Genomic DNA, 24,338 nt, shown 5'->3' on the forward strand with positions numbered 1-24,338 from the left:
CTAAAATGAGTAATGTTCACCCATGGAATCGTAAAGGTTTCTGCTCTATCATACCACATTCGTCGGTTTCACTTACACACTTACAGACGAGATGAAATACAAAAAAACGACTTATCCAAGAGGATAAGCCGTTCGTCAAACAATTACTCTGCAACGTATGGAAGCAAAGCCATTTGACGTGAGCGCTTGATAGCGACAGTAAGTGGACGTTGGTATTTCGCTGAAGTACCAGTCACACGACGTGGAAGAATTTTACCACGCTCCGAAACGAAGCGTTTGAGCAATTCTACGTCTTTATAATCGATATGAGTGATGTTGTTCGACGTAAAGAAACATACTTTACGACGACGACGACCTCCTGGACGACGTGCCATGTGAAGACCTCCTTTATAGGTTAGTTTTTATTGTCCATGATGATTAGAATGGCAAATCATCATCTGACAAGTCGATTTTGCCGCCACCCGAGAACGGATCTGCGTCAAAACCTTTATTCGAATTCGAGGACTGAGATGAAGTCGAAGCGGCTCCTGCGCCCCATCCTGATCCACTTGATTCACCACCACCGAAGACATCTCCAGATGGTGCTTGCTCACGTTGCCCTGAGGCTCCGCGTGGTTCAAGGAAGCGTACGCTGTCTGCGACTACTTCTGCCCGGTAACGACGTTGGCCATCTTGTCCTTCGTAACTACTGATTTGAAGGCGACCGTCAACGCCGGCCATGCTGCCCTTTTTCAAGTATTGTGCTACGTTCTCTGCTTGTTTGCGCCAAACGACACAATCAATAAAGTCCGTCTCTCGCTTCCCATCTTGTCCAGCGAATGGACGATCGCAAGCGAGAGTAAGGCGTGTTACGGCGATTCCGCTCTGCGTATAACGCATTTCGGGATCGCGAGTCAATCGACCAACTAACACAACTCGGTTAATCATCTCCAAGCTCCCCTTTCACGATACGAAACGTTAAGGATTAACGCTCGTCTTTTGTTGTCATTTGACGGACAACGTCGTCAGAGATCTTCATGAGACGCTCTGTTTCTAAGATCGCTTTAGGTTCAGCAACGATGTTAAGAAGAACGTAGTGTCCTTCGCGCATCTTGTTGATTTCATAAGCGAAACGACGTTTACCCATGTCTGTTGTTTTTTCAACAGTACCACCGTTTTCAGTGATGACGTTGTTGAAGCGCTCGATTAAAGCTTTCTTCGCTTCCTCATCAACTGATGGACGGATAATGTAAAGAAGTTCGTATTTACGCATTATCTTTCACCTCCTCTTGGACTAACGGCCCCTACCGGTTGTAGGAGCAAGGAGCAAACAATTGTTTTACTCACGTCATAATATACTATCAAACTTCCTTGACTTTTACAATACGTTTCCGTAAATCAACTTATACGTTGAAGCGGAACGTGACAACGTCGCCATCTTGGAAGACGTATTCTTTTCCTTCTGAACGAAGTTTTCCTTGTTCTTTCACCGTCGTCATGTTTCCTGCTGCTGAAAGGTCGTCATATGACACGACCTCGGCACGGATAAATCCACGTTCGAAGTCAGAGTGGATGACACCAGCACATTGTGGGGCTTTCATCCCTTGTTTGAACGTCCATGCACGAACTTCCTTCTCACCTGCCGTGAAGTATGTCGCAAGACCAAGTGTCGAGTAAGCCGCACGGATCAACTGATCAAGTCCTGACTCTTCGATTCCGAGATCTTGTAAGAACTCAAGGCGTTCTTCCGGTTCGAGTTCTGAAATTTCTTCTTCGATTCGTGCACAGATGACGATGACTTTCGACCCTTCTGTTGCTGCGTGATCACGGACTGCTTGTACAAACTCGTTCGAATCGGCATCTGCCACTTCATCCTCACTCACGTTCGCCACGTAAAGCATCGGCTTCATCGTAAGCAATTGGAAGTGTTTGACGATCGCGAGTTGGTCTTCTGATAATTCAGCGACACGTGCAGGACGCTCTGACTCGAGCACATCTCGTACGATTTCAAGTGCTTCGAGTTCTTGTACCGCACCTTTATCTTTTGCCTTCACCATTTTTTGAACACGTGCGATTCGTTTATCGACTTGCTCAAGGTCAGCTAAGATCAATTCAAGATTGATAGTCGTGATGTCATCGATTGGTGAAACACGACCTGCGACGTGCGTGATGTTCTCGTCTTCAAAACAACGGACGACTTGGCAAATCGCATCGACTTCGCGAATGTTCGCCAAGAACTTGTTTCCGAGTCCTTCCCCTTTTGATGCACCTTTCACGATTCCAGCGATATCTGTAAACTCAAATGCTGTTGGTACGGTCTTTTTCGGTTTGACGAGTTCTGTCAATCGATCAAGACGCGCATCCGGTACTTCTACGACGCCGACGTTCGGGTCGATCGTCGCGAACGGATAGTTGGCCGCCTCGACTCCTGCTTGTGTAATCGCATTAAACAATGTCGATTTCCCGACGTTTGGCAATCCGACAATTCCTGCTGTTAATCCCACTAGTAGTTCCTCCTCATCCGGTGTTTCCCGGGAAATGTTAAGCCGTCTGTGGAGTGGGTACATTCAGTACACCACACCGTCACATCCTTCACAATTATAGATAGTCCACGATTAAACCGCAACTCACGTTCATAACCTAAAGAAAAACGCCGCTTATTCGGCGGCGTTCCCTTGTTCAAGCACTTTCTTGAATCGCTTATCAAAATCACGGCGTTGCATGAGCACACTGGCTCCGCAGCCTTGGCACTTGATCCGAATGTCCATCCCGACACGCGTGATTTGCCAGCGGTTCGTTTTGCAGGCATGTGGTTTTTTCATTTCCACAATATCGTTCAATGCATAGGTTTTACTTTGCATTTTCTGCTTCTCCTCCTTTAGGAGCCGAGTTCGGTGGCATCATGACCGTACGTGGGTATGGAATTTCAATCCCCCGCTCGTCAAGTCCAGCCTTTAACTCTTTATGCAAAATTCGACCAGCTGCGAAGTGCTGAGTCGGCGGGACTTCCGCCATTAATCGGTACACCACTTCCGATGGTCCGAGCGACTGCACTCCAGCCAAGTCGATTGGCTTGATGAACAAGTCGTGATAGCGTGCTTCGACCGTTTTCGCAATTTCCTTGAGCGCTTGCTCTACTTTTGACATATCTTCTTCGTACGCAACCCCAATATCGACAACAGCGACGCTGTTTTCAAGCGAGTAGTTCGTCACTTGTAAGATTTGTCCGTTCGGAATAATCGTCACTTGTCCGTTTAATCCTTTTAACTTCGTCGTCCGGATTCCGACCTCGATGACCGTCCCGTCGACTTGTTGGTTCAATTTGACGTAATCCCCGTTCTTGTATTGGTTTTCAAAGATGATGAACGCCCCTGTGATGACGTCTTTCACCAAACTTTGTGCCCCGAATGAAATCGCAAGACCCGCGACCCCGGCTGATGCAATCAATCCGGCGATATTCACACCGAATTGTCCGAGCACCGTCAAGACCATAATCAACCCGATCACATAGCGGATTGTGTTTTGGGCTAATTTTAATAACGTTTCATTCTGTCGTTGGGCGACGATATCATGTTCTTTTATTTTGCGGAGCGTAAACACGCGCTCGACCATCGTCGTCAAAATGCGTGTTGCGATATATAAACCAAGGATGATGAGCGCCACACCGGCGAGCTTGATCCCTAAACCAATCCACATGTCTGTATCTTTAAAGTACTCGACGAATCGGTTCACGCTGTCGATTGTCTCATCGGCAACCGTATTTAAATCTTTTTCTGTATTTTGCGAAGCCATCTTTTCACCTCAAAGTCGTAGATTCTAAATTATCAAAACATATTTCACGACTTTTCTCAAACACTGCATTCGGAAGTTAGAAGTTTTCCACTTTTGGGAATGGGTTAATACGAGATCAATCCCCCAACTGCAACTAGGAATAGGCAGCTTAGAAGAGAGGATGAGATTCATGCCGTTTCGCTTAAAACCTCATAAACCATACTCTTTCTTCATTGAACACACTGAGCGGAGTGGATCCAGATTGCTTGCGGACCAGCTTCATGAACAGTTGGTCAATGAAATCCATCGCCCCATCGTCCTTGTTTGCATCGGTTCGGACCGTTCGACCGGTGATTCACTCGGTCCGCTCGTCGGAACGTTTTTAGAAGAACGTCATATCCGAAATTTACATGTATACGGCACATTAACGAAGCCTGTACACGCACTCAATTTGGTGGAAACGTTACATGAGATTCAAACGCGCTTCCATCAACCGCTCATTATCGCTATCGACGCCTGTCTCGGACGTTTATCAAGTGTCGGTTATGTCTTCTTTTCGGAAGGTCCGCTCGCTCCAGGGGCCGGTGTCCAAAAAGAACTTCCGGCAGTCGGCGCTTACAATATTAAAGCCGTCGTGAACGTAAGTGGATTCATGGAGATGATGATTCTACAGAATACCCGTCTCCATCTCGTGTATGAACTCGCACGTTTCATCACAGACGGATTCGCCGATTTTGATACACGGATCGGGCGCCTGCATCACGAAGAGGCGGCCATCACGCGTCTTCGTCAGTCACGAGATGAATCAAAATCTTGAGGCGATAATAACGTCAACAATTGTTCCAAGTCGTCTTGTGAAAAATACTTCAACTCGAGGACGCCGCCTTTTCGGCGCGGACGAATCGACACATCCATCTGAAGACGCTCCGCAAGCACCGCTTCGACCGCTTCGATATCGGCGTTCGATCGCTTCAGCGTCTTTTTTTCTGTGCGCTCTTTTTGTAAGTAACGCTCGAGGCGACGGACCGTCCAATGCTCGGCAATGACCCGTTTCGCAATCTGTTCCATCGCTTGTTCCGATTTCATACCCGTGATGGCACGTGCATGTCCCATCGTCAAATCTCCGACCATGACCGCATGCTGGACGGCACTCGGCAATCGAAGGAGGCGAAGACTGTTCGTCACATGACTGCGGCTCTTCCCGACGCGATCAGCCAACTGTTGTTGCGTCAGACCTAGCGTCTGCATCAACTGTTCATAGGCGACAGCCTCTTCGATGGCATTCAAGTCTGCCCGCTGAATGTTTTCAATCAGCGCCAACTCCATGACGCGATCGGAGTCCGCCGTGACGACGAGGGCAGGAATGTCTTCTTTCCCAGCGAGCTTCGCCGCCTGAAACCGTCGTTCCCCGGCAATGATTTCATAGTATCCTGTCGCTTTTCGAACGACGATTGGTTGTAGGACGCCATATCGCTCAATGGATTGACGCAACTCTTCTAATTTTTCCACCTCAAATTGTTTCCGGGGCTGATTCGGGTTTGGGCGAATGAATTTTAATGCTAATCGTTCCATCTACAAACCTCCTTCATTGTATAAAAAAGCACGGACTCATTTTTGAGGCCGCGCTTTCGGGATGCGAATTCGAATTTCAACAAATTCCTCTTCGTCTACTTCTTCAGTTTGGACGTCAATCCCTGTTTTCCCAATCAAATCGATTGAGTCACGAATCGTGTTGATGGCGATTCGCGTGTCACGCGCAAAACTTTTCGTCCGACGACGTTGTTTTTTCGGCTTTCGCTTCTCTTCTTCGATCGGTGTTGTTAAAAAGGCGACGCGTTCTTCTGTCTCTTTGACGTTAAAATCCTGTTCTAACACTTCTGCGAGCACTTGAAGTTGCAATCCTTCTTCCTTCAACGGCAACAACGCACGCGCATGTCGCTCGTTGATCCGACGATCGCGAAGCGACTGCTTCACATCCTCCGGCAATTTTAACAAGCGCAACTTATTGGCGATCGTGGATTGACTCTTGCCTAGACTCTTCGCGAGCGCATCTTGCGTCAAACCGTTCAAGGCGAGTAAACGATCATATGCTTCCGCCTCTTCGATCGGGCTTAACTGCTCACGCTGCAAGTTTTCAATCAAGGCGAGTGCAGCCGTCGTATCATCGTCCATATCGCGAACGATTGCCGGAATCGCTGACCAACCAAGCGATTTCACCGCACGGAAACGACGCTCCCCGGCAATGATTTCATAGCAGTCCCCATCTGCCTTTCGAACCACGATTGGTTGAAGGAGTCCATGTTCCGAAATCGTCGTTGCCAACTCTTCAATTTTTGCCGGTTCGAACACTTTACGCGGTTGATAACGGTTTGGACGCAACCGTGATAACGAGAGTTCTTGTACCGTGTCATCCGCTCGAACTTCCGCAATCTGCGTCACGGCAACTTCGTCTTTTCGATTCACACCGAACAATTTCGCAAATCTATTCTTCAACGTCGGGCACCCCTTTTATGTAAAAAAATAAGCAGACTCCACCACTGGAATCTGCTTTTGTTTCACGTGAAACGACATCATCAGATAAGTGGCTCTTTCGCCGGTGTCCCCGCTTTACGCGGATATTTCCCGGGCGTTTTTCGTAGTTTATCTACAACTACGATATTACGCTCACTCATCTCTCCTGGCAATAGGAACTGGTGTGTCGCTTTTTCTTTCCCACCTAGAACGGCTAAAGCGTTTTTGGCGTCTGCCATCTCGTCAGAAACCTTGGCCGCTTTAAGCGCGACGAAGCTTCCGCCTACTTTCGCGAGTGGCAAACAGTATTCTGCCAACACGGTCATGCGGGCAACCGCACGTGCTGTGACGACGTCAAACTGTTCGCGGAACTTTTTATTTTTTCCGAACTCTTCGGCACGACCATGATGGAACGCGACACCTTCGAGTCCAAGGGCAAGGGCCAACTCGTTCAAAAAGGTGATGCGTTTGTTTAACGAATCGATGATCGTGACGTGTAAGTGTGGGAATAAAATTTTGAGCGGAAGACTTGGGAATCCAGCTCCTGCCCCGACATCACATACGGTTTCGACTTTCGTGAAATCGAAATGAAACGCTGCGCTGAGCGAATCATAGAAGTGCTTCAAATATACTTCTTCCCGGTCCGTGATGGCCGTTAAGTTCATTTTTTCGTTCCATTCGACGAGCATTTCGAAGTAACGTTTGAACTGACTGAGTTGTGTCTCACTCAGTTCAAACCCTTCAGCTCGTAACGCTTCAATAAATTGAGATTCGTTCATCGTTTCACTCCACCGTTGCGTATTGTCCCTGTTCGATATAGACGAGCAAGATTGACACGTCTGCCGGGTTTACGCCTGAGATACGGGACGCTTGTCCGATCGAAAGAGGACGAACTTGTTTTAGTTTTTGTTTCGCTTCTGTCGCGAGACCACCGATCGCATCATAATCCAAGTTTTCTGGGATTCGTTTCTCTTCCATGCGACGCATCTTCTCGACTTGTTCAAGCTGTTTGGAAATATAGCCTTCATATTTCACTTGAATCTCGACTTGCTCTTTTACTTCATATGACAATTCTTCCGTTGATGGAACGACTGTCATGAGTGCTTCATAGGATACTTCCGGACGCTTCAACAAGATGTTGGCATGTGTCGCTTCCTTGAGCGGGTGTGCACCGACCGATTCGAGCATCGCATTGACTTCAGGTGTCGGTTTGACGACGAGGGATGCAAGTCGTTTTACTTCTTTTTCAATCGCTACGCGTTTCTTGTTGAGGTGAGCATGACGATCTTCTGAAAGTAAGCCGATCTCATACCCGATGTCGCTGAGTCGCAAGTCCGCATTGTCATGACGCAACAAGAGACGGTATTCGGCACGTGATGTGAGAAGACGATACGGTTCGTTTGTCCCTTTCGTCACGAGGTCATCGATCAAGACGCCGATGTACGCTTGCGAACGGTCCAAGATGACAGGATCCTTGCCGAGCACTTTGCATGCGGCGTTGATTCCCGCCATGATGCCCTGTCCAGCCGCTTCTTCGTACCCGCTCGTCCCGTTGATTTGTCCCGCTGTGAAAAGACCTGGGACAGCTTTTGTTTCGAGAGTTGGCCAAAGCTGTGTCGGTACGACCGCATCGTATTCAATCGCATAACCGGGACGCATCATCTCTGAATTTTCAAGACCCGGGATCGTGCGAAGCATCTGATGTTGCACGTCTTCTGGCATACTCGTCGAAAAGCCTTGGACATAGATTTCTTCCGTATCGCGACCTTCTGGCTCTAAGAAGATTTGGTGACGCGGTTTATCATTAAAGCGAACGACCTTATCTTCGATTGATGGGCAATAACGTGGTCCCGTTCCTTTAATCGCACCCGAGTACATCGGTGAGCGATGCAAGTTCTCATCAATCAATTGGTGCGTGCGCTCACTCGTGTACGTGAGCCAGCATGGGATCTGTTCGATCGGATCCAAGTCCGTCGACGTGTACGAGAAGAATGATGGATTCTCATCTCCGGGCTGAATCTCTGTCTTCGAGTAATCGATTGTCTTGCCGTCGATTCGTGGCGGTGTTCCCGTTTTGAATCGAACTAAGTCGAGACCGAGCTCTTCTAGATGCTTCGATAACTCGACCGAAGGCATTTGGTTGTTCGGGCCACTTTCGTATGCCAATTCACCGATGATGATTTGACCTCGCATGAACGTTCCCGTTGTGACGATGACCGCTTTCGCGCGATATTCTGAACCTGTGTTCGTTACCACGCCACGTACTTCTCCGTCCTCAATCAACAAGCGTTCGACTAGCGCCTGACGAAGCAGTAGATTCGGCTCGTCTTCTAGCACTTTCTTCATGTGATTTTGGTATTGGAATTTGTCCGCCTGTGCACGTAATGCACGTACCGCCGGACCTTTCGATGTGTTAAGCATCTTCATTTGGATGTAAGTCGCGTCAATCGCGCGCCCCATCTCGCCACCAAGCGCATCGATTTCACGTACGACGATTCCTTTCGCCGGCCCACCGATTGATGGGTTGCAATACATGAACCCGACCATATCAGGGTTCATGGTGAGCATCGCTGTTTTCGCGCCCATGCGAGCCGATGCAAGTGCTGCTTCAATCCCTGCGTGTCCGGCCCCGATGACGATGACGTCAAATTCGCCTGCCGTATAAGCCATATTCGTTCCTCCTTATTATTTCCCAAGACAAAACTGTGAAAAGAGCTGATCAATCAAGCTCTCCTGTACGGTATCTCCATTGATTTCACCGAGCGTATCCCACGCACGACGTAAATCGATTTGAACCATGTCGATCGGCATATTCATGACGGCACTACCGAGCGCCTCATCAATTTGACCAATCGTTCGTTTGATTAATTGAATGTGTCGAGCGTTTGAGATATACGTCATATCCTGTGACTCGACCCCTTTTGCGAAGAAGAGGTTTGCGATGGCCGCTTCAAGGGCATCGATTCCTTCATCTAGCAAGAGCGATGTCGCCACAATTGGACGTCCTGCCGCTAGTTTCTCTAGCTTAGAAGAATCCATGTTTTGTGGCAAGTCCGTCTTATTGATGATGATGATGGCATTCATGTCTTTGACCGCTTCAAACAACGCCTCATCCTCAACTGTCAATCCTTCATGACCATTCAAGACGAGAAGGACCAAATCTGCCGCCTCTAAAGCCTTTCTCGACTTTTCCACACCGATTCGTTCCACGATATCTTCCGTTTCCCGAATCCCTGCCGTGTCGATCAATTTGAGCGGAACACCTTTCACGTTGACGTATTCCTCAATCGTATCACGTGTCGTCCCAGCGATTTCGGTGACAATCGCTTTCGTCTCTTGAACGAGCGTATTCATGAGTGAGGACTTTCCGACGTTCGGTCGACCGATGATTGCCGTGGCCAAGCCTTCACGTAAGATTTTCCCTTGTCGCGCTGTCTCGAGTAACTGTTCGAGGACACGTTTGACCTCGCCCGCTTTCTCTTCGACGATGGCCTGGGTCATCTCTTCTGCGTCATACTCCGGATAGTCGATGTTGACCTCGACCGCCGCAATCGTCTCGAGCAACTGTTGACGTAACTCGCGAACGAGGCGTGACAAACGTCCTTCCATTTGCGCCATCGCAACGTTCATGGCCCGGTCCGTCTTTGCGCGAATGAGATCCATGACAGCTTCCGCCTGAGATAAATCGATTCGGCCATTTAAAAAGGCGCGCTTCGTGAACTCGCCCGGTTCTGCCAAGCGGATGTCGGGTTGATCGAGAATGAGCTCAAGGACACGATTGACCGCCACGACGCCTCCGTGACAATTGATCTCGACGACATCTTCTCGTGTAAACGTCTTCGGTGCGCGCATAATACTGACCATAACTTCATCGACGATTTCGCCGGTATCAGGATATTTTAACGTTCCATAATGAATCGTATGTGAATCGACTGTTGTTAAGTCTTTTCCAGAAAACACATTGTTCACCGTTTCGACCGCCAAATCGCCCGATAATCGGACAATCCCGATAGCGCCTTCACCCATCGGTGTCGAAATCGCTGTAATCGTGTCAAACTCTAGCATCTTTCTCCCTCCAAACCTAAACATCTTCTTCTATCATTTGCATAACGAACCTACTATACACGATATTCGACTTGAACGAAAGCGTTCGCCCATCAATAAAGTCATTGCCATTCAACTCATCGTTTTCGTACAATAAAGGAATATATTTACATAGAAGAGAGGGTATGAATGTGAACCAACCGACAGCGATTCAAGTTATCACCGAACGACTTAAGCAGGACGAAGCGGTTCAAGCAATTTTTATGAAGGGCTCATTCGGTCGAGGAGAAGCCGATGAACATTCGGATATCGACCTCTATGTCATGGTGCACCCCGATGAGGAGGCCTCCTTTCTATCTAGACGCCTCGAGCATGTAACCGCCTATCGTCCGATTCTGTTAAAAGACGAGATTCACATCGTCGCGCCACAACTCATCGCTGTCTTTGATGATTTTCTTCACCTCGACCTGTTCACGGTCACGCAAGAGACGTTGAATCATCAAGACTCGATTCATGTGCTCTACGACCCACAACAGCGACTTGCTAGACACGCCACTTCCTTGCAATTAGACGAAGCGGCAATCAGTGACCATGCGTTCGATACCGTGTGGTTCTTTTTCCAATATACAAAATCACGCAATCGAGGCAACGCGATGTGGGCAACGGAGATGCTCCGGCAAGGAATGGTTCATTTCGCATATGTGTTAGCCGCTCACCACACACCGGACCGGGCATCCCTCGGTTTAAAAGATGTGACGCAGCGACAAGAAATCGACCTCCGCTCATTTTATGACTATTTGACCCCCGCCTCACACGAAAAAGCCGCCCACATCTATCTGGAGCGACTTCAGGTAGAGCAAACTTTTTTCACATCACTACCTGGCTACAACGTGTTCGGACCGTTCATGGAACAGTTGATTCAACGAGAAACAAGCCGTCCTGGCATATAGGGCGGCTTGTTTTTTAGTATCTTGCTTGGCGTTTCGTCGAACGAATCGTGAAATAGAGGAACAGTTCCAGTATCGCGATGGCGATGAGAATGCCGCCGAACAGTTGGAACAAGACAAGTAGGCTACTGAACGGATTCGTCAACATGAGAATCCCGACACCTATCCACAATAGACTTCCAATCAAAAACCAAAGCCATCGTCCCGACATCGATTGACGGTAACCGAGTGCCTGAATCAGGCGGATAATTCCACCGAATAGGAACAGGGCCCCGATTAAGATAGGCAAGAGACTCGCCAACGTGTCAGCAAAGAAGAAGACGACCGCTGCCAAAATCAAATAGATGAGACCCATAAAGAAAGTGGGTGGCAACCCTCCCTGACGTCGACGCAACCCTTGAAAGATCATCCAAATCCCCATGATTGCTAAATAACCGGCAATGACATACACCATGACATCAAAGAAAAATCGAGGATATAACAGAATGAGAACACCAAGTACAAAGTAAATGACCGCTTGCCATAACGTCGAACGTTCCAAACGCTGAATGAATGCCTCCATTTTCCCACACCTCCGTTTACTCATTTCTATCTCTATTCCCCTCTGACCGGCTTGCAATCCCACAAAAAAAGCTGAGCGTCAGGAGACACCCAGCTTCATGATTATTTACGTTTTTTCTTTTTGTTTTTCTTCTCTTCTTCGGCAAGCGCTGCACGCTCTGCTTCTTTCGCAGCGATTTTCGCTTCAGCCGCAACCTTCATCTTCTCACGCATCGGGAGCATGATGACCATCGTGACGATGATCGAGATGATATAACCGACTACCCAGTATAACGAAAGGGCAGCTGGAAGGTTGATCGACATGACGAAGATCATAACCGGGAAGATATAAAGCATCATCTTCAACTGGGGGTTCTGTTCTTGACCCGCCATTGAGATTTTTTGTTGTGCGAACGTCAAGATTGCCGCTAAGATCGGCAAGACGAACGTTGGATCCGGAGCACCGAGGTCGAACCATAAGAAGTTCGCTTCGAAAATCTCAGGTGTACGGCGAATCGCATCGTAGAATGCGAAGAGGATCGGCATTTGAATCAAGATCGGCAAACATCCCGCGAGCGGGTTGATTTGGTATTCCTGATAAAGCTTCATCATCTCTTCTTGGAGTTTACGTTGTGTTTCCTGGTCTTTTGAGCTGTACTTTTCACGAAGCTTCAGCATTTCTGGTTGCAACACTTGCATCGCACCCATACTCTTCGTCTGCTTGATCATGAGCGGGAGAATCAACAACCGAACGATAATCGTCGCGATGATGATTGAAATCCCGTATTGCCACTGGCCACCGACCAAGTAAGCAACTTCCTTCAAAAGCCATGCGAGCGGCCATACAAAGTACTTCGCCCAGAAACCTTCTGTGTCAGCCGTTACTGGTTCGGCTTGGATGGTAGACGGATTCACACAGCCTGCCATCAGCATGATGACTGCGGTCATGGCAGCGAGTAATCCTAATTTTAGCTTTTTGCTCATAGTTCCTCCTACGCTTTCTTTATCAATTCTTTTTAACGCACACGTCGATCGGGCAATCTTATCAGACTCTAATTATATGAGAGAATAAATTCAGATTGTCATGGTCACCGGCCCTGCTTTTGCCAAACCTTGGCCCGTTTGAATACGTGTTTCAAACTTTCGGTCACTTCCGACTGCGTCAATGCGGTCGCAGGCTTCCGAGCGATGATGACATAATCATTCGGTGCAACGTTTGGTTCGAGCAAGCGAAGCGACTCACGCATCAATCGTTTCATCCGGTTCCGTTCCACAGCATTTCCAAGTTTCTTACTGACGGAAAGACCCACTCTGAAATGCGTTTGATCCGCTTTGAGCGTGTAGACGACAAACTGACGATTGGCCACGGAGCGTCCTTCGCGAAACACCGCTTGGAACTCTTCATTCTTTTGCAGGCGGTATTCTTTTTTCAAAATTCTCACTCCATCCTTCGCTTCAAAAATCGTCAACTAACATCATATCATATCCACATCATTTGAACGAGGGAGAATCCATGAAATACTACGTTTCTGTGACAAACTAAAAAATTGCCCGAGGAAAGGATCCCCGGGCAATCTTCGTTCGAAATTATACAGTCAAGGCTTTACGGCCTTTACGACGACGAGCAGCAAGAATGTTGCGACCGTTTTTAGTCGCCATGCGTGCACGGAATCCGTGAACTTTCTTACGCTTACGGTTGTTAGGGTTGAAAGTTGGTTTCATGGTTACAGCACCTCCTCAAGATTAACGCTCTATTAGCAAGTTATAGTTTCATTTAAGGCAGTCTTTAAGATTATATAAATCGATTCAACAATTGTCAATGTATTTTCGGATGGTTTTCGAATTCGTATTACGAGGCGCTCAGAAAGCATTCATCCACATGGATTCGATCGTACCCACAGGACGAGTAGGTCGAAGAATGTATACACAACCTTTACGTATTTTATAAACGGTCTTTATAAATAGCCACGTTGAGCCATTTTATCCACAAAATCACGAAGTTATCCACATTTATATGTGAATAACTCCTCTTTTTTCACATTCTCATTATTGATTTTTTCATTTTCTTCTTTTACAAAAACAATCTTTCATTTCACTTCTTCCTCTTTTGTGTATAACTTTTTCACCCAACACTCCATCATTATTGCTTTATCCACAATATATCCACAGGTTATCCACAAAACACACAGCATGTGGATAAGTGGGTGTGGATACTTTTCTTTATCTGTGGATAAATACCGAAAAGCATTGCCACGTCTATTTTATTTTGCTAAACTGAATGTGCACAAACTTGTGGATGAACAATTCGTGATTCCAAGATATACACAGGCTGTGGATAAGTGTTATCCCCATAATGAACACCATGTGGATAACTTTATCCACAGTTTTTGTTCTCTGGGGATAACCCTAGTTTCTACTATAGAATAGTGTATGTGTATATCGTGTGAATAAGTTTTACCCAACATGTGAGTAAAGGAGGTCTTTCATTGAAGAATGCTCGCGAGATTTGGAGAAATGTCTTATCGGTAATCGAGGAAGAAGAACGAACTCCAAAAGCCAGTTTTGACATGTGGTTAAAATCAACCGAGGGGATATCGTTGATGGGAACGACGCTCGTTGTGTCGGCACCCGCCAGTTTTATCGTCACGTGGTTAGAGCGACAGTATCTATCGCTGTTACAAGATACGGTTGAAGAGATCACAAACAACAAGCTTGAAATTCATTTCATCGAGGAATCTCAAGCACACAAGTATGCTCCAACGGATGGATCGTCACATGAGTCCATCGCCGTGACAGAAACAAAAGAACAACCCGTGCTATTACCTTCAAAAGAGGAAGGGGATCTTGGTCAACTGAATGACAAATACATTTTCGAGACGTTTGTCATCGGATCGGGGAATCGTTTTGCCCACGCCGCATCACTTGCTGTCGCCGAAGCGCCGGCACGTGCGTATAACCCGCTCTTCATTTATGGAGGCGTTGGACTCGGTAAGACGCATTTGATGCATGCGATCGGTCACTATGTAAAAGGTCAAAAACCAGGGGCCCGTATTGCCTATGTCTCTTCTGAGAAGTTCACGAATGAATTCATCAATTCGATTCGAGATAATAAGACCGGTGAGTTCCGGAACCGTTATCGAAACATTGATGTACTATTGATTGATGATATTCAGTTTTTAGCAGGGAAAGAACAAACCCAGGAAGAGTTTTTCCACACGTTCAATGCGTTGCACAACGATCAGAAACAAATCGTGATTTCGAGTGATCGACCACCAAAAGAAATCCCGACGCTAGAAGATCGACTTCGTTCACGCTTCGAGTGGGGCTTAATCACAGACATCACGCCACCGGACCTTGAGACGCGAATTGCGATTCTCCGCAAAAAAGCGACGGCGGAAGGGCTTGATATCTCGAATGAAGTCATGCTGTATATCGCGAATCAAATCGATACGAACATTCGGGAACTAGAAGGGGCGCTGACACGAGTCGTCGCTTATGCAAAACTTGTCGGGCGACCAATCGACCCGGACGTGGCAGCCGAAGCGCTTCATAATATCATGCCTGTCCAGGAAGCGAAGAAAATTGTCATTCGCGACATTCAAGAAGTTGTCGGTCAACACTTCAACATTCAAGTAGAAGAATTGAACTCGAAAAAGCGAACGAAGACGTTGGCATTCCCACGTCAAATCGCAATGTATCTCTCGCGGGAGATGACGGAGAGTTCCTTGCCAAAAATCGGGGAAGAGTTCGGAGGGCGTGATCATACGACCGTGATTCACGCGCATGAGAAAATTAGCACCCTTCTAAAGAACGATGTGGAAATGCAAGAGACGATTCAAACGTTGAAGAAGGCACTTTCTAACTAATGAAGAATTCTCTGTGGATATCCTGTGGATAAACCACCTTAGTTATCCACAAGTTATTCACAAGCGAAATGGCTTAACACGTATGGATTAGGGGACTTATCCCCAGTATCCACAGCCCTTATTACTATTATGACTTAATTAATACTATTATATTATTAGGAAATGGACTCATTTCACCTTAGGAGGAATTATCCACATGCATTTAACGATTCAACGAGATGTATTCATGCAAGCCGTACAAGACGTATCAAAAGCTGTGGCTTCACGAACGACCATTCCAATTTTGACAGGCTTGAAACTTGAGGCACATGCGGATGGCTTAACACTGACAGGAAGTGATACCGAGATTTCGATTGAACGCTTGATTCCAATCGAAGAGGGTGGAATTGAACTCATTCAAATTCAACGTGCTGGAAGCGTCGTGTTGAACGCACGCTTCTTAGGAGAAATTGTGAAGAAGTTACCGACGAACGAGGTCACACTCGAAGTTTCACCGAACTTCATGACGCGCATTGAGTCTGGTCAAGCAGAGTTTCATTTAAACGGTCTTGACCCGGATGAATATCCACGCCTACCTGAACTTGCGAGTGATCGTCGCTTCTATTTGCCGGCTGATCTATTGAAGACGATCATCCGTCAGACGAGCTTCGCTGTTTCTTCACAGGAGACACGTCCCGTATTGACAGGGGTTAACTTCTCAGCAGAGAAGGGCTTCCTTACATGTGTCGCAACGGATAGCCACCGTCTGGCGCTTCGTCGTGCGCGATTTGAGACAGATAACGATTTGACGTTCCAAAATGTCGTCGTTCCTGGTCGCTCACTCAACGAATTGGCAAAATTACTCGACCGTGAAGAGTTGCCGATTGAAATCGTCTTAACGGACCAACAAATTTTATTCCGTATGAAAAACATCTCATTCTTCTCTCGTTTGTTAGACGGTGCCTATCCAGACACGTCACGTCTCATTCCGGAAGAATATCGTACAGCCGTTCGGATGAATGCGAAAGAGTTCTTACAGGCCATTGACCGTGCATCGCTCTTAGCACGTGCCGATCGCAACAACGTCATTAAATTTGTGGCGGAAGATACAACGGCAGTTGAAGTCTCTTCACACTCGCCGGAAGTCGGAAAAGTATCGGAACGTGTCAGCATCCTGTCTCTTGAAGGAGAAGAACTAAAAATTTCCTTCAACTCGAAATTCGTGATGGACGCGCTCCGCGCACTCGATGCATCTGAAATCGAAATCCAGTTCACGGGTTCGATGCGACCGTTCATTTTACGACCGGTTGAACAAGATAGTGTTCTTCAACTGATTTTGCCAGTCCGCACATCGTAAGCTGCGGATAGGGATGATGAGGTGTCTTGCCTTGTCATCCCTCTTTTTGCCTTATTCGACGATTTTCGATAAACTAATATGTATGGCGATTTTTTCAGATCAGCATGTGAGAAAGGAAGTGACGACATGGAAAAAGTGTCGATTACAACCGAGTATGTAACGCTCGGACAATTTTTAAAATTAGCAGATATCATCTCAAGTGGGGGACAAGCAAAGTTCTTTTTAGAGGATGTCATGATTAAAGTGAACGGTGAGCAGGACCAGCGCCGCGGTCGTAAATTAAGAGATGGAGATACAATCGAAGTCGAAGGCTTCGGGGAATATCAAATCGAGGGAAACTGACGTGCATTTAAAGTCGATCCGATTGCAAAACTATCGCAACTACGAAACCCTCGAGCTAGATTTTTCAGAACAGACGAATGTTCTGATTGGTGAGAACGCCCAAGGAAAAACGAATCTTCTCGAATCGATTTACGTACTTGCGCTCGCAAAATCGCATCGGACGACACAAGACCGTGAGTTAATCGGTTGGGAAGCCGATGCTGCGAGTATCGAAGGACGGATTCATAAACGGACGGGCGAATCGGTGCAGAGTCTCTCTTTTTCTCCTAAAGGCAAGAAAGCAAAGCTCAATCATTTGGAACAACGTCGTCTCAGTGACTATGTCGGCGCATTTAACGTCGTCTTGTTCGCCCCAGAAGACTTAGCCATCGTCAAAGGCAGTCCGCAAGGGAGACGGCGATTTTTAGATATGGAAATCGGTCAGGTCAGTCCCGTGTACTTACACGAGCTCAATCAATACTTGAAGACGTTGAAACAACGGAATGCCTTGTTGAAGCAGTTATCCACAAAAGGTGGCGACGAGACGTTACTCGAAGTATTGACGGACCAATTGATTGAACTTGCCGTAAAAATCGTGATGCGACGCTATCACTTCATCGACCAGCTCGAAAAATGGGCCAATCCCATCCATTCCGGAATCACGAGAGATCTCGAAACACTGACGATTCAATACGTTTCTGACACGTTCCAAAAAGAACGCTTCTCAAAAGAACAGATGTTTGAAACGTATCGTCAAAAGTTTGATAAAATAAGAGAGAACGAACGACGAAGAGGTGTGACCTTGTTCGGTCCGCATCGTGACGATTTTGAATTGTATGTCAACAATCGAAACGTTCAAACGTTCGGTTCACAAGGTCAGCAACGAACGGCGGCCTTGTCATTGAAGCTAGCTGAGATTGAATTGATTCATGAAGAAGTAGGCGAATATCCTCTGTTGTTATTAGACGATGTGTTATCTGAGCTTGACGATCATCGCCAAACCCATCTCCTCGATACGATGGGACGGAAAGTACAAACGATTTTGACTACAACAAACATTGACGGGATTGCACATGAGACCATTCAACAAGCTAAAGTGTTTCACGTGAAACAAGGTGAGGTTGAAACGGAGTCTGTGTAATCGTGGCAAGAGGGAACACCAAATCATGTATAGTAGGTGAAAATAACCGATGAGTAATGAAAATGAAAAAGAATTGCAAGCGTACGGCGCCGACCAGATTCAAGTCCTTGAGGGCCTAGAGGCTGTCCGTAAACGTCCAGGGATGTATATCGGTTCCACAAGCTCTCGCGGTCTCCACCATTTAGTATGGGAGATTGTCGATAACTCAATCGATGAGGCGCTCGCTGGTTATTGTGACACGATCACAGTGACGGTCGAGCCAGGGAACTCGATCGTTGTTGAAGACAACGGACGTGGGATTCCGGTCGACGTTCAAAAGAAAACAGGTCGACCTGCCGTTGAAGTTATTTTCACGGTGTTGCACGCAGGTGGTAAGTTCGGCGGTGGCGGATACAAAGTATCAGGTGGTCTTCACGGTGTCGGGGCGTCAGTTGTTAACGCCTTATCGACGAAACTTGAAGTGTTCGTTCGTCGCGATGGAAACGTATATTACCAATCGTTCAAACGTGGTGTCCCACAAGGTGAACTCGAAATCGTCGGGACGACCGACACGACAGGGACGACGGTCCGCTTCTTCCCAGACGGGGACATCTTCCAAGAAACACTCGAATATGACTTTGATCTGTTAGCGACACGCTTACGTGAGCTCGCCTTCTTGAACAAAGGGTTACGAATCGTGGCTAAAGATGATCGTAGTGACGAGACGATTGAACGGAACTATCACTATGAGGGCGGAATCAAGTCTTATGTCGAGCACTTGAACCGGTCAAAAGCGTCGATTCATGAAGAGCCTGTGTACGTACACGGGACGAAAGATGGAATCGAAGTCGAGATTGCGCTTCAATACAACGAAGGTTTCGCAAGTAACATTTACTCATTTACGAACAACATTCCGACGCATGAAGGTGGGACGCACGAGACAGGATTTAAGACGGCACTCACTCGTTCAATCAACGACTATGCAAAACGGTTTGGTTTGATGAAAGAAGCCGACGGCAGCCTGTCTGGTGATGATGTCCGTGAAGGGTTGACGGCGATTGTTTCCGTCAAGCACCCGGCTCCCCAGTTTGAAGGACAGACGAAGACGAAACTCGGGAATGCCGATGCGCGTACGGCAACCGATACGTTGTTCAGCGACACGTTCGAACAGTTCCTACTCGAGAACCCGTCGGTCGGCCGCCTCATTGTCGACAAAGGCTTGATGGCGGCACGTGCGCGTCTTGCTGCGAAACGTGCACGCGAGATGACACGTCGTAAAGGGATTCTCGAAGTCAGTTCATTGCCAGGGAAATTGGCAGACTGTTCGTCAAAAGATGCATCGAAATCTGAACTATACATCGTTGAGGGTGACTCAGCGGGAGGTTCTGCGAAATCTGGACGTGATCGTCACTTCCAAGCCATCCTTCCGATTCGAGGGAAAATCATCAACGTTGAGAAAGCACGTCTTGATAAGATTTTGGCCAACCAAGAAGTCCGGACCATCATCACGGCTCTCGGAACAGGGATTGCCGATGAGTTTGACTTATCGAAAGCGCGCTATCATAAACTCATCATCATGACCGATGCCGATGTCGATGGTGCGCACATTCGAACGTTATTGTTGACGTTCTTCTATCGTTACATGCGCCCACTCGTTGAAAGTGGATATGTTTATATCGCGCAACCACCACTCTATGGTGTGAAGCACGGGAAAGAAACCATCTACGTTCAAAACGACCGTGAGTTGCAGGCGGCGATTGCACAACTTCCTGAAAATGCACGTTATAGCGTTCAACGTTACAAGGGTCTCGGAGAGATGGATCCTGAACAGTTATGGAATACGACGATGAACCCGGAAACACGTTCGATGCTTCGTGTCGATCTTCAAGATGCGATTGAAGCGGATGAAATCTTCGAAACGCTCATGGGTGACAACGTCGAACCACGCCGTGACTTTATTCAATCTCACGCCCATTACGTGAAGAACCTCGATATTTAATAAGAAGGGTAGGCAATAACGAATGGCAGAACAAGAAAATATCAAGGATATAAATATTAGCCAGGAGATGCGAACGTCGTTCATGGACTACGCGATGAGCGTCATCGTATCACGTGCCCTTCCGGACGTGCGAGATGGATTAAAGCCGGTTCACCGTCGTATTTTATATGCGATGAACGAACTAGGTATTCGCGCGGACAAGCCACATAAGAAGTCGGCGCGTGTCGTCGGGGACGTCATCGGTAAGTACCACCCACACGGTGACTCAGCCGTTTATGAGACGATGGTCCGCATGGCTCAGGACTTCAGTTATCGCTACGAATTAGTCGACGGTCACGGGAACTTCGGTTCAGTCGATGGCGACTCGGCCGCTGCGATGCGTTATACCGAGGCACGTATGTCTAAAATTGCGATGGAACTCGTACGAGACATCGGAAAAAACACGATTGATTATCAACCAAACTTCGATGGTGAAGAAAAAGAACCAGTCGTACTTCCGGCACGTTTCCCGAACTTCCTTGTGAACGGGACGAGCGGGATTGCCGTTGGTATGGCGACGAACGTTCCGCCTCATAACTTGAACGAGGTCATCGACGGGGTACTGGCGCTTTCTCACAACCCGGACATCACGATTGCAGAATTGATGCAACATATCCCGGGTCCTGATTTCCCGACTGCGGGAGAGATTTTGGGACGTAGTGGGATTCGTCGTGCATATGAAACTGGACGCGGATCGATTACGATGCGTGCGAAAGCTGAAATCGAAGTCTTGAAAAATGGCCGTGAACGGATCCTCGTGCACGAGATTCCTTACCAAGTCAACAAAGCGCGTCTCGTTGAAAAGATTGCCGATTTGGTTCGCGACAAGAAAATCGAGGGAATCACGGACTTACGCGATGAATCAGACCGTAACGGGATGCGCATCGTGATTGAAGTTCGCCGCGACGCGAATGCGAGTGTCATCTTGAATAACTTGTACAAGCAAACACCGATGCAAACGACGTTCGGTGTTAACATGCTCGCGCTTGTAGGCGGTCGTCCAAAAACGTTGAACATCAAACAAGCGATCTATTACTACATCGAACACCAAAAAGAGGTCGTACGTCGTCGGACGCAATTCGATTTAGACAAAGCGGAAGCACGTGCCCACATTTTAGAAGGTCTTCGTGTTGCCTTGGATCACTTGGATGAAGTCATCGCCATCATCCGTAGCACACGTACAGGTGACGAGGCTCGTGAAAAGTTGATTGCTCGCTTTGGACTTTCGACTGAACAGACGCAAGCCATCTTAGATATGCGTCTCCAACGCTTGACTGGTTTGGAACGCGAGAAGATTGAAGGCGAATATCGTGAAGTGAAAGCGTTAATCGAAGAACTTCGTGCGATTCTCGGAGACGAAGAATTGCTCCTCGATATCATTCGTAACGAATTGATCGAAATCAAAGAGCGATATGGTGATGCTCGTCGTACGGTGATTCGTACGGATATCGTTGAACTCGAGGACGAAGATTTGATTCCGGTTCGCGACATGATGATTACGCTCACGAGCGAAGGATATATCAAGTCGATCCCGTCGGATTCATATCGGACTCAGCGCCGTGGTGGTCGCGGGAAACAAGGTATGGGAACGAACGATGAAGACTTTGTGCTTCGTCTGCTCTCCGCGTCGACACACGATACCATCCTGTTCTTCACAAACTTCGGACGCGTCTTCCGTCTCAAAGGATACGAAATTCCTGAGATGAGCCGTACCGCGAAAGGGATGCCAATCATCAACTTGCTTCAAATCGACAAAGGTGAAAAAGTCGAAACGATGATTCCGGTCGATTTCAATAGTTACTTGGCTAACCAAACGGTAACGGAAGAGACACAGGATGAATCGGAAGAAGTGGCAGACGAGCAGTTGTCTCTCGTCTTCATCACGAAAGAAGGATTGATTAAGCGTTCGCCACTTTCGGCATACGCCCGAATCAACAAAAACGGTCTACGTGCCATCAGTTTGAATGAGACAGATGAACTCGTCACGGTTCGTTTAGCGAAGAGCGACGATGAAATGTTAATCGTTACACGACAAGGGATGTCGATTCGCTTCCCTCTCGAAGGAGAAGTTCGTTCGATGGGACGTACAGCACGAGGCGTTCGCGCGATTCGATTGAAGAAGGAGGACGATTTGGTCGTCTCGATGGAAATCGTTCGCACCACGCAAGACGTCTTGATTATCACGGAAAAAGGATACGGAAAACGTACGGCCATGGAGCAGTTCCGCACACAAGGTCGTGGTGGTTCCGGTATCATTGGAATTAAGACAGATCGTGGAACAGTCGTCGGGATGCGTGTCGTCGATGAAGACGATGACATCATGTTGATGACCGAGCTCGGTGTTGCGATTCGGATCGATTCGCAAACGATCTCTCAAATGGGTCGAAGTACTCGCGGTGTGAAAGTAATGAACATCGAAGAGGGCGATCGTTTGGCGACCATTGCAAAGTTGAAAAAAGATGAGTTAGAAGAGGAATCAGCAGTCGATTTGGAGAATGGGTTTGAGGATGAAGCACCTGAAACCGACGAATCGTCTGATGTGAATGAGTAAGACGAGAGGTCGAACGGTGTTTCCGTTCGACCTTTTCATATATTAGGAGGGATTCGCGTGCGTTTGAACTTATCTACTGTACATGTTGGGATGACGCTATTGTCACCCGTTTCTTCTTTAGAAGCCGGAATCCACTTAACCAATGAACATTTGCGTTTGCTCCGTTTCTTAAAAATCGAAGATATCGATGTCGCACCTGTTGAACAGAAGCTCTTCACGTCTAAAGAAGAACAGCGCCTCTGTAATCAGGTCCTTCAATATGAGAAACATTATAATCAGTGGGAAGAACGGATCGCACCTAACCCATATGAAGGTCTAGAATTCATTCATCAACTATTTCGTCGGGAAGTTCCGCTTACAGCGATCGTTCATTTCTTTACGCATCAGCCGTTGCGGAAAAATCATGTCATTTACCATTCCGTTTATCGGGCGCTCGTCGCCCGTGCCTTATCGAAATATCGAGGGGACGAACATCAACTCCAATTTGATTACGGGATTGCTTCTTATTTTGCAGACGCGAGCTACGCTAAAATTCGGAAATGGTCTCATATGCGTTATTTCACAAAAATGGAACGGGAGCTATTGTATCAACACCCACTCGTTTCGGCATCGATGCTCCCGAGTACGCAAACGTTACGAGGAAGAGTGTATCAATTGATCACCGAGCATCATGAGCGATTGGATGGATCCGGGTTTCCAAAACGTCTGACGGAACGCGAGTTGAATCCAGCCTCTCCTCTATTTATTGTCGCCGATCGCTTCTGTCAGTTAACAGCACCCCGAACGTTCCGAAAGCCGCTCTCTCCAGAGGAAGCATATTTCTATATGTGGCAGAACAAAGCCTATGATGGAGAAGCTTTGTCGCTTCTTGCGACATTACTTGGATTTTATGAAATCGGTCGCCCTGTTTTATTGAGCAGTGGAGTACGAGGAACGATACATGCCTATACGAATCGTGTTGAACAACCGATTGTGCTTGAAGCGACAGGGGAGAAAGAATATGATTTATCGCGATTAACCGATGTGAGCATTGTTGCATTTCAATAAGAAGAAACTAGCGATTCCTTTCAACAAAATGAAATGGAATCGTCTTTATTTATTCTTTTTTAAAAAACTTTCTTTTTATAGTTGACGGATATAATTACAGGTGCTATTATAAATGAGTCGCTAAGAGCGGCAGACGAACTTTGAAAACTGAACGATGAGGCAAAAATAAGTTTTACCATTTTTGAATGAAGCGCAAGCTTCGTCAATTTAAGAGCTATATCAAATTCTTTGGAGAGTTTGATCCTGGCTCAGGACGAACGCTGGCGG

Annotated in this window: 24 protein-coding genes; 9 read left to right on the plus strand and 15 right to left on the minus strand. The window is 47.2% G+C overall.

Annotation, left to right across the window (positions count from 1 at the left end):
* Positions 1–143: 143 nt before the first annotated feature.
* From rpsR to KNO72_RS08000, 6 genes are all read right to left on the minus strand, one after another.
* Positions 144–374: a 30S ribosomal protein S18 gene (gene rpsR, locus KNO72_RS07975; RefSeq protein WP_015880232.1), complete on the minus strand. Its 231-nt coding sequence runs from the start codon at positions 372–374 to the stop codon at positions 144–146.
* Positions 375–417: 43 nt separating this feature from the next.
* Positions 418–927 carry a single-stranded DNA-binding protein gene (ssb, locus tag KNO72_RS07980; protein ID WP_015880231.1) on the minus strand — a complete coding sequence of 170 codons (510 nt, stop codon included), beginning with the start codon at positions 925–927 and terminating at the stop codon, positions 418–420.
* Positions 928–964: 37 nt separating this feature from the next.
* A complete protein-coding gene (gene rpsF, locus KNO72_RS07985) occupies positions 965–1,252 on the minus strand; it encodes a 30S ribosomal protein S6 (protein WP_015880230.1) in 288 nt (95 codons plus the stop codon).
* Positions 1,253–1,382: 130 nt separating this feature from the next.
* Positions 1,383–2,483, minus strand: coding sequence for a redox-regulated ATPase YchF (ychF, locus tag KNO72_RS07990; protein ID WP_031424089.1), 1,101 nt, complete (start codon positions 2,481–2,483; stop codon positions 1,383–1,385).
* Positions 2,484–2,636: 153 nt separating this feature from the next.
* A complete protein-coding gene (locus KNO72_RS07995) occupies positions 2,637–2,840 on the minus strand; it encodes a DUF951 domain-containing protein (protein WP_047795718.1) in 204 nt (67 codons plus the stop codon).
* Entirely contained in the window at positions 2,830–3,771 is a 942-nt protein-coding gene (locus tag KNO72_RS08000; RefSeq protein ID WP_214684910.1) for a mechanosensitive ion channel family protein, read from the minus strand. Before KNO72_RS08000 ends, KNO72_RS07995 begins: the two co-directional genes overlap by 11 nt.
* Before the next feature lie 169 nt (positions 3,772–3,940).
* Between KNO72_RS08000 and yyaC the strand changes: the two genes are divergently transcribed.
* Positions 3,941–4,567, plus strand: a complete 627-nt coding sequence (gene yyaC, locus KNO72_RS08005) for a spore protease YyaC (RefSeq protein WP_078145959.1) — start codon at positions 3,941–3,943, stop codon at positions 4,565–4,567.
* Here the strand turns inward: yyaC and KNO72_RS08010 are convergent.
* The 5 genes from KNO72_RS08010 to mnmE all read right to left on the minus strand — a co-directional run bounded on the left by KNO72_RS08010 (position 4,540) and on the right by mnmE (position 10,326).
* Positions 4,540–5,322: a ParB/RepB/Spo0J family partition protein gene (locus KNO72_RS08010; RefSeq protein ID WP_031424085.1), complete on the minus strand. Its 783-nt coding sequence runs from the start codon at positions 5,320–5,322 to the stop codon at positions 4,540–4,542. The genes yyaC and KNO72_RS08010 overlap by 28 nt on opposite strands.
* A gap of 36 nt (positions 5,323–5,358) precedes the next feature.
* Positions 5,359–6,243 (minus strand): nucleoid occlusion protein, encoded by an 885-nt coding sequence (noc, locus tag KNO72_RS08015; RefSeq protein ID WP_015880224.1) that lies wholly within the window; start codon positions 6,241–6,243, stop codon positions 5,359–5,361.
* A gap of 80 nt (positions 6,244–6,323) precedes the next feature.
* The gene (gene rsmG / locus KNO72_RS08020; protein WP_015880223.1) at positions 6,324–7,040 is read right to left on the minus strand and encodes a 16S rRNA (guanine(527)-N(7))-methyltransferase RsmG; all 717 of its coding nucleotides are present in this window, start codon (positions 7,038–7,040) and stop codon (positions 6,324–6,326) included.
* Positions 7,041–7,044: 4 nt separating this feature from the next.
* A complete protein-coding gene (gene mnmG / locus KNO72_RS08025; RefSeq protein WP_078145957.1) occupies positions 7,045–8,931 on the minus strand; it encodes a tRNA uridine-5-carboxymethylaminomethyl(34) synthesis enzyme MnmG in 1,887 nt (628 codons plus the stop codon).
* A 15-nt stretch (positions 8,932–8,946) separates the two neighbouring features.
* Complete coding sequence (gene mnmE, locus KNO72_RS08030) at positions 8,947–10,326, minus strand: tRNA uridine-5-carboxymethylaminomethyl(34) synthesis GTPase MnmE (protein ID WP_214757719.1); 1,380 nt, start codon at positions 10,324–10,326, stop codon at positions 8,947–8,949.
* A gap of 164 nt (positions 10,327–10,490) precedes the next feature.
* Here mnmE and KNO72_RS08035 point away from each other — a divergent pair, with 164 nt between their 5' ends.
* The gene (locus KNO72_RS08035) at positions 10,491–11,255 is read left to right on the plus strand and encodes a nucleotidyltransferase domain-containing protein (RefSeq protein WP_251028298.1); all 765 of its coding nucleotides are present in this window, start codon (positions 10,491–10,493) and stop codon (positions 11,253–11,255) included.
* Positions 11,256–11,268: 13 nt separating this feature from the next.
* Here the strand turns inward: KNO72_RS08035 and KNO72_RS08040 are convergent, their stop codons facing one another.
* The 4 genes from KNO72_RS08040 to rpmH form a co-directional block, all read right to left on the minus strand.
* Positions 11,269–11,814 carry an HdeD family acid-resistance protein gene (locus KNO72_RS08040; RefSeq protein ID WP_078145956.1) on the minus strand — a complete coding sequence of 182 codons (546 nt, stop codon included), beginning with the start codon at positions 11,812–11,814 and terminating at the stop codon, positions 11,269–11,271.
* 101 nt (positions 11,815–11,915) lie between these two features.
* A complete protein-coding gene (gene yidC, locus KNO72_RS08045; protein ID WP_214757723.1) occupies positions 11,916–12,776 on the minus strand; it encodes a membrane protein insertase YidC in 861 nt (286 codons plus the stop codon).
* Between the two features lie 104 nt (positions 12,777–12,880).
* Positions 12,881–13,225, minus strand: a complete 345-nt coding sequence (rnpA, locus tag KNO72_RS08050) for a ribonuclease P protein component (protein WP_015880217.1) — start codon at positions 13,223–13,225, stop codon at positions 12,881–12,883.
* Between the two features lie 154 nt (positions 13,226–13,379).
* Complete coding sequence (gene rpmH, locus KNO72_RS08055) at positions 13,380–13,514, minus strand: 50S ribosomal protein L34 (protein WP_015880216.1); 135 nt, start codon at positions 13,512–13,514, stop codon at positions 13,380–13,382.
* Between the two features lie 764 nt (positions 13,515–14,278).
* On the opposite strand from rpmH, the gene dnaA reads away from it, so the two are divergent.
* The 7 genes from dnaA to KNO72_RS08090 all read left to right on the plus strand — a co-directional run bounded on the left by dnaA (position 14,279) and on the right by KNO72_RS08090 (position 24,071).
* A complete protein-coding gene (gene dnaA, locus KNO72_RS08060; protein WP_078145953.1) occupies positions 14,279–15,658 on the plus strand; it encodes a chromosomal replication initiator protein DnaA in 1,380 nt (459 codons plus the stop codon).
* Positions 15,659–15,854: 196 nt separating this feature from the next.
* A complete protein-coding gene (gene dnaN / locus KNO72_RS08065) occupies positions 15,855–16,994 on the plus strand; it encodes a DNA polymerase III subunit beta (RefSeq protein WP_026824743.1) in 1,140 nt (379 codons plus the stop codon).
* A 126-nt stretch (positions 16,995–17,120) separates the two neighbouring features.
* Positions 17,121–17,336, plus strand: coding sequence for a S4 domain-containing protein YaaA (gene yaaA, locus KNO72_RS08070; protein WP_015880213.1), 216 nt, complete (start codon positions 17,121–17,123; stop codon positions 17,334–17,336).
* Between the two features lies 1 nt (position 17,337).
* Positions 17,338–18,456: a DNA replication/repair protein RecF gene (gene recF / locus KNO72_RS08075; protein WP_015880212.1), complete on the plus strand. Its 1,119-nt coding sequence runs from the start codon at positions 17,338–17,340 to the stop codon at positions 18,454–18,456.
* A 49-nt stretch (positions 18,457–18,505) separates the two neighbouring features.
* Positions 18,506–20,434, plus strand: a complete 1,929-nt coding sequence (gene gyrB / locus KNO72_RS08080) for a DNA topoisomerase (ATP-hydrolyzing) subunit B (protein ID WP_211782032.1) — start codon at positions 18,506–18,508, stop codon at positions 20,432–20,434.
* Between the two features lie 22 nt (positions 20,435–20,456).
* Entirely contained in the window at positions 20,457–23,024 is a 2,568-nt protein-coding gene (gene gyrA / locus KNO72_RS08085) for a DNA gyrase subunit A (protein ID WP_214684900.1), read from the plus strand.
* A gap of 57 nt (positions 23,025–23,081) precedes the next feature.
* The gene (locus KNO72_RS08090) at positions 23,082–24,071 is read left to right on the plus strand and encodes an HD-GYP domain-containing protein (protein WP_214757725.1); all 990 of its coding nucleotides are present in this window, start codon (positions 23,082–23,084) and stop codon (positions 24,069–24,071) included.
* The last annotated feature ends 267 nt before the right edge of the window (positions 24,072–24,338 follow it).

Source organism: Exiguobacterium sp. s123 (assembly GCF_018617075.1).
Lineage (GTDB): Bacteria > Bacillota > Bacilli > Exiguobacteriales > Exiguobacteriaceae > Exiguobacterium > Exiguobacterium profundum.

Bases quoted from the DNA above. Each gene is read 5' to 3' on its own strand.
- rpsR (WP_015880232.1), bottom strand. From the start codon at position 374: ATGGCACGTCGTCCAGGAGGTCGTCGTCGTCGTAAAGTATGTTTCTTT.
- ssb (WP_015880231.1), bottom strand. From the start codon at position 927: ATGATTAACCGAGTTGTGTTAGTTGGTCGATTGACTCGCGATCCCGAA.
- rpsF (WP_015880230.1), bottom strand. From the start codon at position 1,252: ATGCGTAAATACGAACTTCTTTACATTATCCGTCCATCAGTTGATGAG.
- KNO72_RS07995 (WP_047795718.1), bottom strand. From the start codon at position 2,840: ATGCAAAGTAAAACCTATGCATTGAACGATATTGTGGAAATGAAAAAA.
- KNO72_RS08000 (WP_214684910.1), bottom strand. From the start codon at position 3,771: ATGGCTTCGCAAAATACAGAAAAAGATTTAAATACGGTTGCCGATGAG.
- yyaC (WP_078145959.1), top strand. From the start codon at position 3,941: ATGCCGTTTCGCTTAAAACCTCATAAACCATACTCTTTCTTCATTGAA.
- KNO72_RS08010 (WP_031424085.1), bottom strand. From the start codon at position 5,322: ATGGAACGATTAGCATTAAAATTCATTCGCCCAAACCCGAATCAGCCC.
- rsmG (WP_015880223.1), bottom strand. From the start codon at position 7,040: ATGAACGAATCTCAATTTATTGAAGCGTTACGAGCTGAAGGGTTTGAA.
- mnmG (WP_078145957.1), bottom strand. From the start codon at position 8,931: ATGGCTTATACGGCAGGCGAATTTGACGTCATCGTCATCGGGGCCGGA.
- mnmE (WP_214757719.1), bottom strand. From the start codon at position 10,326: ATGCTAGAGTTTGACACGATTACAGCGATTTCGACACCGATGGGTGAA.
- KNO72_RS08035 (WP_251028298.1), top strand. From the start codon at position 10,491: ATGAATGTGAACCAACCGACAGCGATTCAAGTTATCACCGAACGACTT.
- KNO72_RS08040 (WP_078145956.1), bottom strand. From the start codon at position 11,814: ATGGAGGCATTCATTCAGCGTTTGGAACGTTCGACGTTATGGCAAGCG.
- yidC (WP_214757723.1), bottom strand. From the start codon at position 12,776: ATGAGCAAAAAGCTAAAATTAGGATTACTCGCTGCCATGACCGCAGTC.
- rpmH (WP_015880216.1), bottom strand. From the start codon at position 13,514: ATGAAACCAACTTTCAACCCTAACAACCGTAAGCGTAAGAAAGTTCAC.
- dnaN (WP_026824743.1), top strand. From the start codon at position 15,855: ATGCATTTAACGATTCAACGAGATGTATTCATGCAAGCCGTACAAGAC.
- yaaA (WP_015880213.1), top strand. From the start codon at position 17,121: ATGGAAAAAGTGTCGATTACAACCGAGTATGTAACGCTCGGACAATTT.
- gyrB (WP_211782032.1), top strand. From the start codon at position 18,506: ATGAGTAATGAAAATGAAAAAGAATTGCAAGCGTACGGCGCCGACCAG.
- gyrA (WP_214684900.1), top strand. From the start codon at position 20,457: ATGGCAGAACAAGAAAATATCAAGGATATAAATATTAGCCAGGAGATG.